Genomic DNA, 17,336 nt, shown 5'->3' on the forward strand with positions numbered 1-17,336 from the left:
CGAACGATGTAAGCGATTGACTGTGGCGCGGCGCAGACGTTCGACCCGACTGGACTGCGCCCGGCAACAGGCATACCTTGAAAGGCTGAATTCAACGCTGCATAAGGACCCAGCCATGAGCCGTATTTTCGCTGACAACGCCCATTCCATCGGCAACACGCCGCTGGTGCAGATCAACCGTATCGCGCCGCGTGGCGTGACCATTCTGGCCAAGATCGAGGGGCGCAACCCCGGTTATTCGGTCAAGTGCCGGATCGGCGCGAACATGATCTGGGACGCCGAAAGCAGCGGCAAACTCAAGCCGGGCATGACCATCGTCGAGCCGACGTCGGGCAATACCGGCATCGGTCTGGCCTTCGTTGCCGCCGCCCGTGGTTACAAATTGATGCTGACCATGCCGGCATCAATGAGCATCGAGCGGCGCAAGGTGCTCAAGGCCCTCGGCGCAGAGCTGGTCCTGACCGAACCGGCCAAGGGCATGAAAGGCGCGATCGAGAAGGCTGCCGAAATTGTTGCCAGCGACACTGGCAAATACTTCATGCCGTCGCAGTTCGATAACCCGGCCAACCCGGCGATCCACGAAAAAACCACCGGCCCGGAAATCTGGAACGACACCGATGGCGCCGTCGATGTGCTGGTGGCTGGCGTCGGGACCGGCGGAACCATCACCGGCGTTTCGCGGTATATCAAGAATACCCAGGGCAAACCGATTCTGTCGGTGGCAGTGGAGCCGGTGTCTTCGCCGGTCATCAGCCAGGCGCTGGCGGGTGAAGAGATCAAGCCGAGCCCACACAAGATTCAGGGGATTGGCGCGGGTTTCGTGCCGAAGAACCTCGATCTGTCGATGGTCGACCGGGTGGAGCAGGTCACTGACGACGAGTCCAAGGCCATGGCGCTGCGCCTGATGCAGGAAGAAGGGATTTTGTGCGGTATCTCTTGCGGCGCGGCCATGGCCGTGGCAGTGCGTTTAGCCGAGAAGCCTGAAATGCAGGGCAAGACCATCGTGGTGATTTTGCCGGACTCCGGTGAGCGCTATCTGTCGAGCATGCTGTTCAGCGATCTGTTCACCGAGCAGGAGAATCAGCAGTAGTCGAATTGACTCAGATCAGCCAGGGTTCAGGATCGTTATGCTAATAAATGCTTTGTTGCGCAATTCTTAACACTGAATCTTGGGTTCAGCGGGTTTTTCCCGAGGCCGGTAGTGTTTATCATGGCCGGCTGCCATGCCGGGTAATGGGCATTGCGCAGCGTTGTCTTTATTCAAGGAGTCGTTGATGACCTTTTCGTTAGCCGCCAAGGTGTTGGTGTTGCTGCTGTTTGTGGGCAGCATCCTCTATGTGCATTTGCGCGGCAAGGCGCGTCTGCCGGTACTGCGTCAGTTCGTCAACCACTCGGCGCTGTTCGCCCCGTACAACGCGCTGATGTACCTGTTCTCCGGCGTTCCCTCCAAACCGTATCTGGATCGCAGCAAGTTTCCGGAGCTGGATGTGTTGCGCGATAACTGGGAAACCATTCGCGACGAAGCCATGCACCTGTTCGACGAGGGCTACATCCGCGCCGCCGAGAAGAACAATGACGCCGGTTTCGGCTCGTTCTTCAAGAAGGGCTGGAAACGTTTCTACCTCAAGTGGTACGACAAACCGCTGCCGTCGGCCGAAACCCTGTGCCCGAAGACCGTGGCGCTGGTCAGTGCGATCCCTAACGTCAAAGGCGCGATGTTCGCGCTGTTGCCGGGTGGCAGCCATCTGAACCCGCACCGTGACCCGTTTGCCGGCTCGCTGCGTTATCACTTGGGCCTGTCGACACCGAACTCCGACGATTGCCGGATCTTCGTTGATGGTCAGGTCTACGCCTGGCGTGACGGTGAAGACGTGATGTTCGATGAGACCTACGTGCACTGGGTCAAGAACGAGACCGAACAGACCCGCGTCATCCTGTTCTGCGATGTCGAACGCCCGCTGAGCAACCGCCTGATGACCCGCATCAATCGCGCCATCAGCGCCTGGCTGGGCCGCGCCACCGCGCCGCAGAACCTTGATGATGAACGTGTCGGCGGCATCAACCAGGCCTACGCCTGGAGCAAGAACTTCAGCGACCGGTTCAGCGGCGTGGTCAAACAGTGGAAACGCCGCAATCCCAAGGCCTACCGCATCCTGCGTCCGGTATTGGCAGTGGTAGTGTTGACGTTGCTGGGGTATTGGCTGTTTGGTTGAAGCCGGATGTTGAAATGAAAAAACCGCTCCTTGTGAGCGGTTTTTTATTGTCTGTGAGTCAGCGGCGCCCGGCGAGAACGTTGGGTTCGTCTTCAATGCCTGTAATCAGTAACTGCAGAAAGCGCTGCTGATTGGCTGATAGCCCGGATGACACAATCTTTTCTTCTGTTTTGATTGATCTTTTCTTAGCGGGGGATTTCTTGACTGATTTGCGCATGCTCCCTCCCTCATTGATCATTACTTGAACTGTTTTCACGATACTTTACTCTCCACTGCTAGGACAAGACGACCTTCCAAATCAAATTTGAAGCCGAGCTTTGTATAAACAGGAATTGCGCCCTGCATTGGCTCCTGGACTTCAATGAACTTGCTGCCGACTATTTGGGCGAACTCATCGATGACCATCATCGCCAAGGTCCCGATACGATTTTTCAGCGGGTGAGAATCTCCGGGTCGCCCTTCCAATCGTACGATTCGAATACGTTGGCGGCTTTTGTTCGGATTGACGAAGCACAGTCCGCAGAGCTGTTCTTCGAACCAGATCGCGATATCCAGGGACAGGGGTTCTCGTGATTTCCATGCGGCAACCTCTCGCCAGCAAAAAAGTGGATTCTCCCAGAGCTCGAACGCGCTCAGTGCTATGGCGTCGATGGGTTCGAAGCGTACTTTCGACAAGTCTTGCCGCGCTGGTAGCTGCAATAGAGCTTTGGCGATGCTTGCCTGTTTCCTGGCCTGCGACTTGTACAACTGATACCGCAAATTCGTCCGTTCCCTTGGCATGTGATCCCGAGCATTCCCTGTCTCCCCATCAATGGGCCTATCCGTTGCTCTTCAGCCTAATCACCTCGCGGCCAACTGTCCCTGCTGGCCCTTTGTCCAAATCATTGCAATCCATGTCCCACGCTGGTTATAGTCGGCGCTCGTGAATCATCTGATTCACTCTCCAAACCCTTCAAAAAAGATCAGCCCCAATGCCTGCATCCCTCATCAACGCGGTAGTCGATTCAGCGGTCAACGCTGGCGTCGTGCCGTGCGGGAATCAGCAGCCTGGGCAGATCAGTCATTACCCTCCACCTGTCAGTAGCACGCCGGTGTGCGCCGTCGTATCACCGCCGGGCGTTGGCGTTTCGGGCTGATCGGCATTCTCTGCTGACCCCTGCGCTCGCCAGAAAACCTACTGAATTTCAGCCTCGGCTGAGTTGGCTATTTGCCTGACTACAGGTGGTATTCATGTTTGTCCTTTCGAAAAAATCCGCGCTCACGGCGACGTCCACGAGCCTGTTCGTTCTACTGTGGAGCAGCGGGGCAATCTTCTCCAAATGGGGCCTGGCCCATGCGTCACCCTTTGCCTTTCTGCTGATGCGCTTTGTGATCGCGCTGTGCGGGCTGTTGCTGTTGACGCCGCTGCTCAAGTTGAAGCTGCCCAAGGGCGGTCGGCCGATGCTGTTTGCGATTGCAACGGGCGTGGTGTTGTTGGGGGCGTATCAGATTTTCTATCTGCTGGCCCTGAACACCAGAGTCACGCCGGGGGTGATGGCGACCATCATGGGCGTACAGCCGATCCTCACTGTCGTGTTGATAGAGCGGCAGCGCTCGGCGAGCCGGATGTTCGGCCTCGCGCTGGGGCTGGCCGGGCTGATCATGGTGGTTTATCAGGGGATCGGACTGGCGGGGATGTCCTGGGCAGGGATGCTGTTCGGTCTGTTGGCGCTGGCGAGCATGACGGTGGGCTCGATCATGCAGAAGCGCATCACCGACAATCCCCTCGGCACATTGCCGGTGCAGTATCTGGCCGGGCTGTTGTTGTGCGGGATATTTGTGCCATTTCAGCCGTTCCACTTTGAACAGAGCACGGGTTTCATCGTGCCGGTGTTGTGGATGGGACTGGTGGTGTCGGTGTTGGCGACACTGTTGCTCTATCGCCTGATCGCCCGGGGCAATCTGGTGAATGTCACCAGTCTGTTCTATCTGGTACCGGCGGTGACGGCGGTGATGGATTACCTGATTTTCGGCAATCGTCTGGCGGCGTTGAGTGTGCTGGGGATGCTGTTGATCATCGTCGGGCTGGCGTTTGTGTTCCGTAAAACTGCTTGAAAACCTTCAGGCCAACCCGGGCATTTTCAGTGTCTGGGCCGGCCTCTTCGCGAGCAAGCCCGCTCCCACCATTGGAATGCATTCCTCCTGTGGGAGCGGGCTTGCTCGCGAAGACTGACTTGTTAACGCCGCAAATCAGCGGACGGTTACGGCAGCGGGCTTCACCACCGCCGGCTTCAACACCAGCCACAACGCCAGCGCAATCAACACCCCGCCATACAGGTGCGCCATCGACAGCGGTTCATCCAGCAACAATGCGCCCCACAACACGCCGAACGCCGGAATCATGAAGGTCACGGTCATCGATTTGACCGGGCCGATGGAGCTGAGCAGGCGGAAATAGATGATGTAGGCGAACGCCGTGCAGCCCAGACCCAGGCCCAGCAGCGACAGCCAGACATTCCACCCACCCCAGCTTGCCGGAGGGGCGGTGATCACGCTGTAGCCGAACAGTGGCAACAGAAACAGCGAGGCGCCGAGCATGCTGCCCACGGCCGAGAGACGACTGTCGAGCCCGCCGCTGTGATCCAGCCAGCGCCGCGTGAGGAACCCGGCGAAGCCGTAGCAAGTGGTAGCGAGCAGGCAGGCGAGGGCGCCCATCAGCAATTGCAGATCGAACGCGACCGGACCTGCGCGCGTCAGCACGCCGACACCGAACAAGCCGAGAAACACCCCGGTCAGTTTCGCGACAGTGAGTTTTTCGCTGAAAAACAGCCCGCCAATCAACACGCCCATCAACGGCGTGGTGGCGTTGAAGATTGCCGAGTAACCGGCCGGCAACACTTGCGCCGCCACCGAATACAACGTCGCCGGAATCCCCGAGTTGATAACGCCCAGCAACATCACCGTTTTCAGTTTGCCCTTGAAATCCCAGCTGATGCGCATCAGCCCGAGAATCACCAGCAGACCGACGGCAGCAATCGACACCCGAAAGAACGCGGTCGGAATGGTGCCGATCACCGGCGCAATAATGCGCATGAACAGGAAGCTCGCGCCCCAGATGGCTGCCAGCGACAGCATGCGGAAAATATCGACAGCGCTCACGATGGCACTCCTTCCTTGATCGGGACGAGAGTGTTGCCGAGCGCCCTGTCGATGGCAACCGTCAATCGGGCATTTAATTTTTCATTCAGAGCACGAAGCGCGTCACCAGGCCGTTGAGGTCGATCGCCAGGCGCGACAGTTCCTGACTGGCAGCGGAGGTCTGGGTAGCGCCGGCGGCGGTCTGGGTCGAGAGATCGCGGATGGTCACCAGATTCTGATCAACCTCGCGCGCCACCAGCGCTTGCTGCTCGGCCGCGCTGGCGATCACCAGGTTGCGCTGGTTGATCTGCGAGATCGACGCGGTGATTTTCTCCAGTGCCTGACCGGCACTGTTGGCCCGGCGCAACGTGTGGCTGGCCTGCTCGGCACTGCTTTGCAAGGCGCCGACGGTGGCGCCGGTGCCTTGCTGGATGCTGCTGATCATCAGCTCGATTTCTTCGGTGGAGTTCTGCGTGCGTTGCGCCAGCGAACGCACTTCATCGGCGACCACCGCAAAACCGCGTCCGGCCTCACCCGCGCGCGCCGCTTCGATGGCGGCGTTGAGGGCCAGCAGGTTGGTTTGCCCGGCGATGCCGCGAATCACCTCGAGCACCTTGCTGATGTCCTGAGCCTGAGTGGCGAGGCCTTCGGCCTGCTCCGACGCACCGAGCACCGCGCTGACCAGTTCCTGAATCGAGCTGATGGTCTCGCTGACCTGCACATGCCCGTGTTTGCTGTCCTCGTTCGAGGCTTCGGAGGCCTCGGCGCTGGACACTGCGTTGGCCGCAACTTCATCCACCGCCGTGCTCATCTCGGTGACGGCGGTGGCGGCCTGTTCGATCTGATCGTTCTGCTGCTGCAGGCCACGGGTGCTTTGCTCCATCACCGAGCTCATTTCTTCGGCGGCGGAGGCCAGTTGCTGCGCCGATTCGCTGATGCCCCGGATGGTCGAGCGCAGGTTGTTCTGCATCTCGGCGAGGGCGCTGAGCAACTGCGCCGCCTCATCGCTACCGTGATCGGCAATCTGGCCGCTGAGGTCGCCGGCGGCAATTTTTTGCGCGACGGACAGGGCTTGATTGATCGGTGCGGTGATGCTGCGGGTCAGCAGCCAGGCCAGCAGCAGGGTGGCGATCAGGGCGACAACGATGATGGTCGCGACAATCCACAGCGCCTGCTGATAAACCCCGGCAGCAGCCTCGGCGGCGCTGTCGGCGCCTTGCTGGTTGACGCTGATCATCTGCTCCAGCGCCTTGTCGAGGATCCGGCCCTGTGGCGCCAGTTCATTGTTCAGACGGGCATAGGCCTGTTCACTTTGCCCGGCGTCGATCTGAGCGATGATCTGGTCCAGGATGCTCATGTACTTGGCGACGTCGCTATTCAACCCGTCGAGCATCGCCCGTTCCGCATCGCTGGCCAGTAGAGCGGTGTGGTCCTTCAGGCGCTTCGACAATTCTTCGCGCTGCACCTTGATGAGGCCTTTGCTTGTGTCGCGTACCGCCGGCTGGGTGCTGGTGATCAGGCGCAGGGATTCGAGGCGGATGTTGGCGATGTTCGCCGCCGCATCGTGAATGCTCTCGATGCTGGGCATCCACGATTCCTCGATCACCGTTGCGCTCTCACGCAGATTTTTCATCTGGCCCAGGCCGAACAGGCCGACCACCACCAGCAGGGCGGCCAATACGGCAAAACTCAAACTGGCGCGCAAACCGATGCGCAGATTGCGGATAGACATCAATGTGCTCCTTGATCTATGAGGAAGAGGTCGTCCTCGTGGGCCGAGGATCTTGTTGTGAGGCGGGTACTGGCGGGCTGTATATCAAAGTGCCACTATTTTGGTAAGACCAATCTGTGAGCAGTTCTTCTCTTTCATCGACAGGCGGGAACGCAGCGGTAAAACCGCGAGCCAGAGCGGTGGGGCAGGGATTGGATCCGAATCCCAGGGAATTCGCGGGCTGGCGCGGGGCGGCAGGCGAGACTGAGAGGGCGGTTAATTGACCGAACGGTCGACTCAAAAAACTTTGATAAAAACTGTGTCGCTGTACAACCCTGCCGCGCTTTTGGCAGAAATTGCACTTCTCCTGCGCATGCATCCGTGGCTAAGCTCAGGCACAGATTTCCACTTGCACGCCGAGGTCTCCTCTATGCCGCAGCAATGGCCAGCCACCGACATCGCCCGCATGATCCTCGATGGCTTTGACGATTACCGCGAGCATTTCCGGCGGATCACCGACGGTGCGCGCGAGCGCTTCGAGCAGGCGCGCTGGCAGGAGACGCAGACCGCGTCGGCAGCGCGGATCAATCTCTACGAAGAAAAGGTCGGCGAAACCATCGCCCGCCTGCGCGAGCATTTCGACGACGAGACGCTGATGAATGTCGGCAGTTGGCCGCTGGTGAAAAGCGCTTACATCAGTGTCATCGACCTGCGTTTCGACGATGAACTGTCCGAGACCTGGTACAACTCGATTTTCTGCGGGCTGTTCAGTCACGACCTGATCAGCGACGGCTGCATGTTCATCCACACCACTCGGCCGAGCCTGCGCCGCGCCCGGGCCGCACAAACCCGCACCTACAAGCCGCAGGGCCAATTGTCATCAATGCTCGCCAGCATCTTTGCCGACTACCGCTTCAGCGAGGATTACGCCGATTTGCCCGGCGACCTGCAGCGCCTCGAGTCGCAACTGCGCGAGAATTTGCCGGACTGGGTGTGCAAGGATCCGGAGCTGAGCGTCGAGTTGTTTTCCTCGGTGTTGTACCGCAACAAGGGCGCGTATCTGGTCGGGCGTATCTACACCCGCGACGAGCAGTGGCCGCTGGTGATTCCATTGCTGCACCGCGAGGGCCGCGGGATTCAGATCGACGCGTTGATCACCGACGAAGCCGACGTGTCGATCATCTTCTCCTTCACCCGTTCGTATTTCATGGTCGATGTGCCGGTGCCGGCGGAGTTCATCGGTTTCCTGCGGCGTATCCTGCCGGGTAAGCACATCGCTGAGCTGTACACCTCGATCGGTTTCTACAAGCACGGCAAATCCGAGTTCTACCGGGCGCTGATCAATCACCTGGCCAACACCGACGACCAGTTCATCATGGCCCCCGGCGTGCGCGGCATGGTCATGAGCGTGTTTACCCTGCCGGGCTTCAACACCGTGTTCAAGATCATCAAGGACCGTTTCTCACCGTCGAAAAACGTCGACCGGGCGACGGTGATCGAAAAATATCGTCTGGTGAAAAGTGTCGACCGGGTCGGGCGCATGGCCGATACCCAGGAGTTCGCCGACTTCCGTTTTCCGCTGAGCAAGTTTGATCCGGCGTGCCTGGAAGAACTGCTGGAAGTCGCGCCGTCGACGGTCTCGGTCGAAGGCGATACGGTGCTGATCCGCCACTGCTGGACCGAGCGCCGGATGACCCCGCTCAACCTCTATCTGGAAAACGCCAATGAAGCGCAGGTGCGCGAGGCGCTGGAGGACTACGGCCTGGCGATCAAGCAACTGGCGGCGGCCAACATCTTTCCCGGCGACATGTTGCTGAAGAACTTCGGCGTCACTCGTCACGGCCGAGTGGTGTTCTACGACTACGACGAGATCTGCTTCCTGACCGAAGCGAACTTCCGCCACATCCCCGCGCCGCGCACCCCCGAGGACGAAATGGCCTCCGAACCGTGGTACTCGATCGGGCCGCTGGATGTGTTCCCGGAAGAGTTTCCGCCTTTCCTGTTCGCCGATGCCGGGCAGCGCAAACTGTTCGATCAACTGCATGGCGAGTTGTATAACGCCGATTACTGGAAGGGTTTGCAAGAGGCGATTCGCGCCGGCAAAGTCATCGACGTCTTCCCTTACCGCCGCAAAGGTCTGGATAACGAATGACTCCCAGGTAAACACATTGTGGCGAGGGGATTTATCCCCGATGGGGTGCGAAGCACCCCCCAAAACCATTCAACTCAGACGCTTCAGAGCGACTTTCATATCCAGTCGGCGACTGCTGCGCAGCCGATCGGGGATAAATCCCCTCGCCACAAAAGCACCTCGCAGTCGTGTTCAGTGACGCAAATCTGCGACAATCGCCCCCCTGCATAAACAGACGACCGAATTGCGTACCCGATGACCGACGAATCGCCCTCCATCGACAAACTGCTGAAAAACCTCGATCACGCCATGCTCGCCGACCGTCACCGGCTGCGGCGGCAGTTGCTCGAGCTGCGCAAGAAACCCGACGAGGCCAAACTGGCCCAGTGGGTGGCGCGCATGCAGGCGTCCTGTGATCAGGTGCTGGCGCGCCGTGCCAGCCTGCCAGTGATTCGTTACGACGACAGCCTGCCGATCGCCGCCAAGCGCGACGAAATCAAGGCAGCGCTGGAGAAGCATCAGGTGCTGATCATTGCCGGCGAAACCGGCTCGGGTAAAACCACCCAGTTGCCGAAAATCTGCCTGGAAATCGGTCGCGGCCAGCATGGCTTGATCGGCCACACCCAGCCACGCCGAATCGCTGCGCGCAGTGTCGCCAGCCGGGTCGCCGAAGAACTCGGCACACCGCTCGGTTCGCTGGTTGGCTATCAGGTGCGCTTCGAGGATCAGAGCGATGCCAACACCCTGATCAAACTGATGACTGACGGCATCCTGCTGGCGGAAACCCAGAACGACCGCTACCTCGAGCGCTACGACACGATCATCGTCGACGAAGCCCACGAGCGCAGCCTGAACATCGACTTCTTGCTCGGTTACCTGAAAACCCTGCTGCCGCGTCGTCCGGATCTGAAGGTCATCATCACCTCGGCGACCATCGATCTGGAGCGCTTCTCCAAGCATTTCGACGATGCGCCGATCGTCGAGGTGTCCGGTCGCACCTTCCCGGTAGACACCTGGTATCGCCCGCTGACCCTGGAGCAGGATGAAGAGGGCAACCGTGTCGAAGACGACCTGACCGTGGATCAGGCGATCCTCGCCACCCTCGACGAAATTGCCGCCTACGAGCGCAGCGAACGCCGCAGTCCCGGCGATGTGCTGGTGTTCCTGCCCGGCGAGCGCGAGATCCGCGATGCCGCCGACATGCTGCGCAAGGCCCAGCTCAAACACACGGAAATCCTGCCGCTGTACGCGCGCCTGTCGCCGGCCGAACAGCAGCGGATTTTCCAGTCGCATCCGGGGCGGCGCGTGGTGCTGGCGACCAACGTTGCCGAGACCTCGCTGACCGTGCCGGGCATCCGTTACGTGATCGACAGCGGCACCGCGCGCATCAGTCGCTACAGCTATCGCGCCAAGGTCCAGCGCCTGCCGATCGAAGCGATTTCCCAGGCCAGCGCCAATCAGCGTAAGGGTCGTTGCGGCCGGGTCGAGCCGGGGATCTGCGTGCGCCTGTACAGCGAAGAAGACTTCCTCGGTCGCCCGGAATTCACCGATCCGGAAATTCTGCGTACCAACCTTGCTGCCGTGATCTTGCAGATGCTGCACCTGCGCCTCGGTGAGATCACCGCGTTCCCGTTCATCGAGCCGCCGGACGGCAAGGCGATCAGCGACGGTTTCAACCTGCTGCAAGAGCTCTCGGCGGTGGATCGCAACAGCCAGCTGACTCCGCTCGGTCGCCAACTGGCGCGTCTGCCGGTGGACCCGCGCATGGGCCGCATGTTGCTGGAAGCGGCAAAACTCGGCAGCTTGCAGGAAGTGCTGATCGTCGCCAGCGCCATGTCGATTCAGGACCCGCGCGAGCGTCCGCCGGAGCGTCAGCAAGCAGCCGATCAGGCCCACGCACAATGGAAAGACAGCGATTCGGACTTCGCCGGACTGGTCAATCTGTGGCGCGGTTTTGAAGAGCAACGCCAGGCGCTGACCGCCAGCCCGCTGCGCAACTGGTGCCGGAAGAATTTCCTCAATTATCTGCGTCTGCGCGAGTGGCGTGATTCCCATCGCCAGTTGAGTCTGATCTGCCGCGACATGCAGTTGAGCCTCAATAAAGAGCCGGCGGATTACCCGAAACTGCACAAAGCGGTATTGGTCGGTCTGCTCAGCCAGATCGGCCAGAAAACCGAGGACGGCGATTACCTCGGCGCCCGGCAGCGGCGCTTCTGGATTCATCCGTCGTCGGGCATCGGCAAGAAACGTCCGCAGTGGCTGATGACTGCCGAACTGGTGGAAACCACCAAGCTTTACGCGCGCATGGTCGCCAAGATCGATGCCGACTGGATCGAGCCGCTGGCCGGGCACCTGATCAAGAAAAACCATTTCGAACCGCACTGGGAGAAGAAGCGCGGCCAGGTCGTGGCCTACGAGCAGATCACCCTGTTCGGGCTGATCGTGGTGGGTCGCCGCCCGGTGCATTACGGCCCGGTGGATCCGCTGGTCTCGCGTGAGCTGTTTATCCGCGAAGGTCTGGTGCGTGGCGAGATTCAGTCGAAAGCCAAGTGCCTGACCGCCAACAAGCAGTTGCTCGAACAGCTCGACGAGCTGGAAGCCAAGGCTCGGCGCCGCGACATTCTCGCTGACGAAGAAACCCTGTACGCGTTCTACGATGCGCGCTTGCCGGCGGAGATTCATCAGACCGCGACCTTCGACAGCTGGTATCGGGTCAACAGCCAGAAAGACCCGCAATTGCTGATCATGCGCGAAGAAGACGTGCTGGCCCGCGAGGCCAGTGAGGTCACCGCGCGCGACTACCCGGACACGCTGCACATCGGTGATCTGGAACTGGCGCTCAGTTATCACTTCGAACCCAATCACCCGCGCGACGGCGTGACCCTGCGCGTGCCGGCACCGCTGCTGCCGATGCTGCCACCGGAACGTCTGGAATGGCTGGTGCCGGGGCTGATCGAGGCCAAGTGCATTGCGCTGGTGCGCAATCTGCCGAAAGCCTTGCGCAAGAACTTCGTGCCGGTGCCGGATTTCATCAAGGCGGCGTTGCAGCGCATGACCTTCGCTGAAGGCTCATTGCCGCAAGCGCTCGGTCGCGAGTTGCTGCGCATGACCGGTGCGCGCGTCAGCGATGAAGCATGGGCGGAAGCCGCGCAGCAGGTCGAAAGCCATCTGCGGATGAACCTGGAAATCGTCGACGGCCAGGGCAAGTTCCTCGGCGAGGGCCGCGACCTGGCCGAGCTGACCGCGCGTTTTGCCGAAGCCAGCCAGGCGGCTTTGGCCGTGCCGCAGAGTGCGAAAAGTCAGCAACCGGTGGAGGCCAAGGTCTTCGCCCCGGTGGCGGAAAAGACCCAGCAGAAGATTGCCGGATTGTCGATGACGGTCTATCCGGCGCTGGTGGAAGAGGGCGGCACGGTCAAGGAAGGGCGGTTCTCGACCCCGGCCGAAGCTGAGTTCCAGCATCGCCGCGCCTTGCAACGGCTGCTGCTGCAGCAACTGGCGGAGCCGGCGAAGTTCCTGCGCAGCAAACTGCCGGGTATCACCGAGTTGGGCCTGCTCTATCGCGAGCTGGGCCGAGTGGATGCGCTGGTCGAAGACATTCTGCTGGCCAGCCTCGACAGCTGCATCCTGGAAGGCGAAGACCCGCTGCCGCGTGACGGCGCCGGGCTCGCCGCATTGGCCGAGCGCAAACGCGGCAGCTGGACCGAACATGCCGAGCGCGTGGCGCGCCTGACGCTGGAGATCCTCAAGCTGTGGCACGGTCTGCAAAAGCGCTTCAAGGGCAAGATCGACCTGGCTCAGGCCGTGGCGCTTAACGACATCAAGCAACAGCTCAGCCATCTGGTGTATCCGGGTTTCGTCCGGGAAACACCGATGCAATGGCTCAAAGAGTTGCCGCGTTATCTGAAGGCGGTCGAGCAGCGTTTCGAGAAACTCGGTGCGCAAGTGCAGAAGGATCGCGTCTGGAGCGGTGAACTGGCCGGCCTCTGGGCGCAATACCAGACACGCGCGGCGAAGCATGCCCAGGAAGGCAAACGCGATCCGCAGCTTGAACTGTACCGTTGGTGGCTGGAGGAATACCGCGTGTCGCTGTTCGCCCAGCAGTTGGGGACGAAAGCGCCGATCTCGGACAAACGGCTGAGCAAGCAGTGGAGTCAGGTCGAGGCCTGACAGTGAGCCTTACACAATCCCTTGTAGGAGTGAGCCTGCTCGCGATTGCGGTGTGTCAGTCACCGTAATACTGACTGACACACCGCAATCGCGAGCAGGCTCACTCCTACAGGGAAATGGGGTGGTGCTTGAGAAAGGCGCCAAAACCTTGGGTTTATGGCAAACTTCGCGACCATAAACGCCGGTTTCGTGACCCAGAGCCTTCGGCCGGGTCACGTGGCGGAATAAAGCGATGCCAGGTCAGCGTCCCCGGACGGGAACAGACCCTTTGTGTGTTGGTACGTCGGTGCCAGCGCTTTCTGCCTGAACAGATTAGAGAAACGACCATGCATAACGTCGTCATCAGCGGCACCGGCCTGTACACCCCGGCCAACAGCATCTCCAACGAAGAGCTGGTGCAGTCTTTCAATACCTACGTCGCGCAGTTCAACGCCGACAATGCCGACGCCATCGCCAGCGGTGAAGTCCAGGCGCTGACCGAATCCAGTGCTGCATTCATCGAAAAAGCCTCGGGCATCAAGAGCCGCTTTGTCATGGACAAGGACGGCATCCTTGATCCTGCGCGCATGGCCCCGCGCCTGCCGGAGCGTTCCAACGACGAATGGTCTGTGCTGTGCCAGATGGCCATCGGCGCCGCTGAACAGGCGCTGCAACGTGCCGGCAAGACCGCCGCCGACATCGACGGCGTGATCGTCGCCTGCTCCAATCTGCAGCGCGCCTACCCGGCCATCGCCATCGAAGTCCAGGAAGCACTGGGCATTCAGGGTTTCGGTTTCGACATGAACGTGGCCTGCTCCTCGGCGACCTTCGGCATTCAGGCCGCGGCCAACAGCGTGCAACTGGGCCAGGCCCGGGCGATCCTGATGGTCAACCCGGAAGTCTGCACCGGTCACCTGAACTTCCGTGACCGCGACAGCCACTTCATCTTCGGTGACGCCGCGACGGCGGTGATCATCGAACGCGCTGACCTGGCGACGTCCAAGTACCAGTTCGACGTGGTCAGCACCAAACTGCTGACCAAGTTCTCCAACAACATCCGCAACAACTTCGGCTTCCTCAACCGCGCCGCGGAAGAGGGCATCGGCGCCCGCGACAAGCTGTTCGTGCAGGAAGGCCGCAAGGTGTTCAAGGACGTCTGCCCGATGGTCGCCGAGCTGATCGGTGAGCACCTGGAGGAGAACCAACTCAACGTCGGCGACGTCAAGCGCTTCTGGCTGCACCAGGCCAACCTGAGCATGAACCACCTGATCGTGCGCAAGCTGTTGGGCCGTGAAGCCACTGAAGAAGAAGCGCCGGTGATTCTCGACACCTACGCCAACACCAGCTCTGCCGGCTCGGTGATTGCCTTCCACAAATATCAGGACGATCTGGCCGCCGGTTCGCTGGCCGTGCTGAGCTCGTTCGGCGCCGGTTACTCGATCGGCAGCGTGATTCTGCGCAAGCGCTGAGTGCGCCTGAAAAGATCGCAGCCTGCGGCAGCTCCTACACTGATCTCTGTGGGAGCTGCCGCAGGCTGCGATCTTTTGCTTTCGACCATCTGAAAACGAGGCGTGCATGGCCGCAACCGACGACACCCAACTGCTCGAACGTCTGCTCGCGGGTGAGCAAAAGGCTTTCAAGGAGCTGGTCAGCACCTACCAGAGCGCCATGCGCGCCGTGGCTTACGCGATTGTCGGCCAGCGCCATGTCGAAGAAGTGGTGCAGGACGCCTGGCTTTCGGTGGTGCGCCATATCGGCAGCTTCGAGGGTCGTTCCAGTCTCAAGACCTGGCTGCTGACCATCACCGCCAACTCGGCCAAGAGCCGCTACAAACAAAACCGCCGCGAAGTATTGATGGATGATCTGCCGTCACCCCACGGCACCATCGATGACGACCGTTTTTCGCCCGGTGACGGCCATTGGCTGGTGGCGCCATTCGCCTGGCATCAGGACACCCCGGAAGCCTTGCTTACCGAAAGTGAATTGCGTGATTGCCTTGAGCACACCTTGCTCAGCCTGTCGGAACTGCAAAGCAGCGTGTTGCTGCTGCGCGAACGTCAGGGTCTGGAACTGGAAGAGATCTGTAATCTTCTGGAGATCTCGCTCTCCAATGTCCGTGTGCTGCTGCATCGGGCGCGGCTGAAAGTCTTCGCCACGGTGGAGCATTTTGAGGAGACCGGCGAATGCTGACCTGCAAGGAACAAGTAGCGCGCTCCAGCGATTATCTCGATGGCCAATTGAGCTTTCGCGAGAAACTGCTGGTGCGCCATCACCTGATGTTCTGCCCGAACTGTCGGCGGTTCATTCGTCAGATGCGTTTGATGCAGGCCACGTTGAAGGCGATGCCGGAGAAGCCGCAAGAGGGTGTGGATGCGCTGGCTGAGCGTCTGGCCGAGCAACGCCGTAAGGAAAAATAGAATCTCACTTGTAGGAGCTGCCGAAGGCTGCGATCTTTTGATCCTCAAAAACAAGATCAAAAGATCGCAACCTCCGGCAGCTCCTACTGGTTTTTTTGCTTCCTGCAGAAATAGCCCGACGCGGACGAAACGAACGGATGATGGGGATCGTCCCGCCCACGTCAGGCTATAGGGTGACGCGTTTTAGAACTTGGCTTCGGCATCCAATTGCAGCGTATTGATGTCGGAGTCGGTCTTCTTCAGGCTGGCGTTGGTGTAGTCCGAGTTGGCCATGAAGTAGGTGGCACCCAGGGTGAAGTTCTTGTCCAGCTCGTAGCTGACTTTCAGCTTGCTGCCGCGCGAACCGGTGTAGCCGTTGGCGAAGTCGGAGTCGGTGAAGGCACCGACCACCGCGTTACGCTGTACGTCGCGGTAGTTGTAGTCGATCCCGAAGCCATAAACCTTGGTTTTCACGCCGGCCAGCCAGCCAGTGTCCTGGTCGTTGCTGGCGTCTTTGTTGTTGACGTACTGACCGTAGATCGACAGCGGTACTGGCAGGTTGGCGATGTCCAGTTGACCAAAACCTTCATACAGTTTGAAGGTTTCGTTCGGGCTGTTGCCGTTGACGGCCAAGGCACATGGCGCAGTGACGGTGCCGGTGGTCGGGCAGGCGCTGTCCTTGTCATTGTCGTAGGAATAGAGGCTGCCACCCAGGGTCAGTTTCAGGCTGTCGGTCAGTGCGAAGCGACCGCCCAACTGGCCAGCGTACAGACGCAGGTCGTGCTTGAACTGCACGCCTTCGCCGTCGACGTTGTCCTTGAGGGTGTAGTGGCCGGCGCTACCGAACAGCTCGGTGCTGCCGTTCAACGGATACTTGTAGGTGACGGCCAGACCTTCCGGGTTGATGTCGCTGTCCCAGATGATGTCGCCCATGCTCACCCACGGCTGGTTCATTTTACCGGCGATCAGGTGCAGGTTCTTGATTGCGTCAGGGTGGTAGTCGACGTAACCCTGGTCGAGCCAGATCTGCTTCTTGTCGAAGTAGTTGTTCAGGTCCTGGTTGGTGGAGCGGGCGTCGTCGCTGCTGCCGGTGGCGATACGGATACCGGTGTCCACCTGCGGGTTGATTTCGGTGTAGGCACCCAGACGGGCACGAATGCGCTGACGGTCCTGGTCCTTGCTGTTCGGCACGCCATCGTTCTTGACGGTCTCCTGACGGAAACGCACGTCGCCCTTGAACTGGGTCTTGGCGGCCCAGGCGAGTTTCTGGTCGAAGGAGCTCAGCTCATTGGTTTTCTTCGCGGTCGCCGCGATCTGCTCGTTGGTCTCTTGCTGCGCCTGCTGCGCGATTTGCTGAGCCTTCTGATCCTTGGCCAGTTCAGTTTGCAGTTCTACGTACTGCGCCTGGGAAATGGAACCGTTAGCCTTGAGCATGTCGAGCAGTTTGGCGTCGACTGCAGCACTGGCCGGAACGCTCATGGCCAGCAACAGGCCACCGCACAGGGCCGCCGCAGTTTTCGTGGAAGCAAGACGCATAGCAATCTCCGAAGATGAGAGGGATGGCAGAACCATCCGGGGCACACCGACGCGCACGTCGGAAAACAGTGTCCGGGTAGAACCCG

The 17,336-nt window shown here is 60.1% G+C and carries 13 protein-coding genes; 8 read left to right on the plus strand and 5 right to left on the minus strand.

Features of this window, described 5'->3' with window-relative positions; translation table 11 throughout:
* The first annotated feature begins 115 nt into the window (after positions 1-115).
* Together cysK and E3Z29_RS10045 are read left to right on the plus strand one after the other, a co-directional pair.
* Positions 116-1,090, plus strand: a complete 975-nt coding sequence (gene cysK / locus E3Z29_RS10040) for a cysteine synthase A (RefSeq protein ID WP_041070300.1) — start codon at positions 116-118, stop codon at positions 1,088-1,090.
* A 184-nt stretch (positions 1,091-1,274) separates the two neighbouring features.
* The gene (locus E3Z29_RS10045; RefSeq protein ID WP_027614536.1) at positions 1,275-2,213 is read left to right on the plus strand and encodes an aspartyl/asparaginyl beta-hydroxylase domain-containing protein; all 939 of its coding nucleotides are present in this window, start codon (positions 1,275-1,277) and stop codon (positions 2,211-2,213) included.
* Between the two features lie 58 nt (positions 2,214-2,271).
* Here E3Z29_RS10045 and E3Z29_RS29365 read toward each other — a convergent pair whose 3' ends face one another.
* The gene (locus E3Z29_RS29365) at positions 2,272-2,430 is read right to left on the minus strand and encodes a hypothetical protein (RefSeq protein ID WP_167734099.1); all 159 of its coding nucleotides are present in this window, start codon (positions 2,428-2,430) and stop codon (positions 2,272-2,274) included.
* Between the two features lie 35 nt (positions 2,431-2,465).
* On the minus strand, positions 2,466-2,993 hold the full coding sequence (locus E3Z29_RS10050; RefSeq protein ID WP_027614537.1) for an N-acetyltransferase: 528 nt from the start codon (positions 2,991-2,993) through the stop codon (positions 2,466-2,468).
* A gap of 450 nt (positions 2,994-3,443) precedes the next feature.
* Here E3Z29_RS10050 and E3Z29_RS10055 point away from each other — a divergent pair, with 450 nt between their 5' ends.
* Complete coding sequence (locus E3Z29_RS10055) at positions 3,444-4,307, plus strand: DMT family transporter (protein ID WP_134785686.1); 864 nt, start codon at positions 3,444-3,446, stop codon at positions 4,305-4,307.
* Positions 4,308-4,442: 135 nt separating this feature from the next.
* Here the strand turns inward: E3Z29_RS10055 and E3Z29_RS10060 are convergent, their stop codons facing one another.
* Positions 4,443-5,351 carry a DMT family transporter gene (locus E3Z29_RS10060; RefSeq protein WP_098967709.1) on the minus strand — a complete coding sequence of 303 codons (909 nt, stop codon included), beginning with the start codon at positions 5,349-5,351 and terminating at the stop codon, positions 4,443-4,445.
* 85 nt (positions 5,352-5,436) lie between these two features.
* Positions 5,437-7,062 (minus strand): methyl-accepting chemotaxis protein, encoded by a 1,626-nt coding sequence (locus tag E3Z29_RS10065; RefSeq protein WP_098967711.1) that lies wholly within the window; start codon positions 7,060-7,062, stop codon positions 5,437-5,439.
* 409 nt (positions 7,063-7,471) lie between these two features.
* Between E3Z29_RS10065 and aceK the strand changes: the two genes are divergently transcribed.
* The 5 genes from aceK (at position 7,472) to E3Z29_RS10090 (ending at position 15,735) form a co-directional block, all read left to right on the plus strand.
* Positions 7,472-9,193, plus strand: coding sequence for a bifunctional isocitrate dehydrogenase kinase/phosphatase (gene aceK, locus E3Z29_RS10070; RefSeq protein WP_095138571.1), 1,722 nt, complete (start codon positions 7,472-7,474; stop codon positions 9,191-9,193).
* Positions 9,194-9,427: 234 nt separating this feature from the next.
* Positions 9,428-13,339, plus strand: coding sequence for an ATP-dependent RNA helicase HrpA (hrpA, locus tag E3Z29_RS10075; RefSeq protein ID WP_134785687.1), 3,912 nt, complete (start codon positions 9,428-9,430; stop codon positions 13,337-13,339).
* A gap of 326 nt (positions 13,340-13,665) precedes the next feature.
* The gene (locus E3Z29_RS10080) at positions 13,666-14,787 is read left to right on the plus strand and encodes a beta-ketoacyl-ACP synthase III (RefSeq protein WP_134785688.1); all 1,122 of its coding nucleotides are present in this window, start codon (positions 13,666-13,668) and stop codon (positions 14,785-14,787) included.
* Positions 14,788-14,893: 106 nt separating this feature from the next.
* A complete protein-coding gene (locus E3Z29_RS10085) occupies positions 14,894-15,508 on the plus strand; it encodes an RNA polymerase sigma factor (protein WP_003222662.1) in 615 nt (204 codons plus the stop codon).
* A complete protein-coding gene (locus E3Z29_RS10090) occupies positions 15,502-15,735 on the plus strand; it encodes an anti-sigma factor (protein WP_098967716.1) in 234 nt (77 codons plus the stop codon). The genes E3Z29_RS10085 and E3Z29_RS10090 overlap by 7 nt, the downstream gene beginning before the upstream one ends.
* Positions 15,736-15,918: 183 nt before the next feature.
* Here the strand turns inward: E3Z29_RS10090 and E3Z29_RS10095 are convergent, their stop codons facing one another.
* Positions 15,919-17,250, minus strand: coding sequence for a putative porin (locus E3Z29_RS10095; protein ID WP_098967717.1), 1,332 nt, complete (start codon positions 17,248-17,250; stop codon positions 15,919-15,921).
* Between the last annotated feature and the right edge of the window lie 86 nt (positions 17,251-17,336).

Source organism: Pseudomonas sp. S150 (assembly GCF_004526365.1).
In the GTDB taxonomy this organism is placed as follows: Bacteria; Pseudomonadota; Gammaproteobacteria; order Pseudomonadales; family Pseudomonadaceae; genus Aquipseudomonas; species Aquipseudomonas putida_A.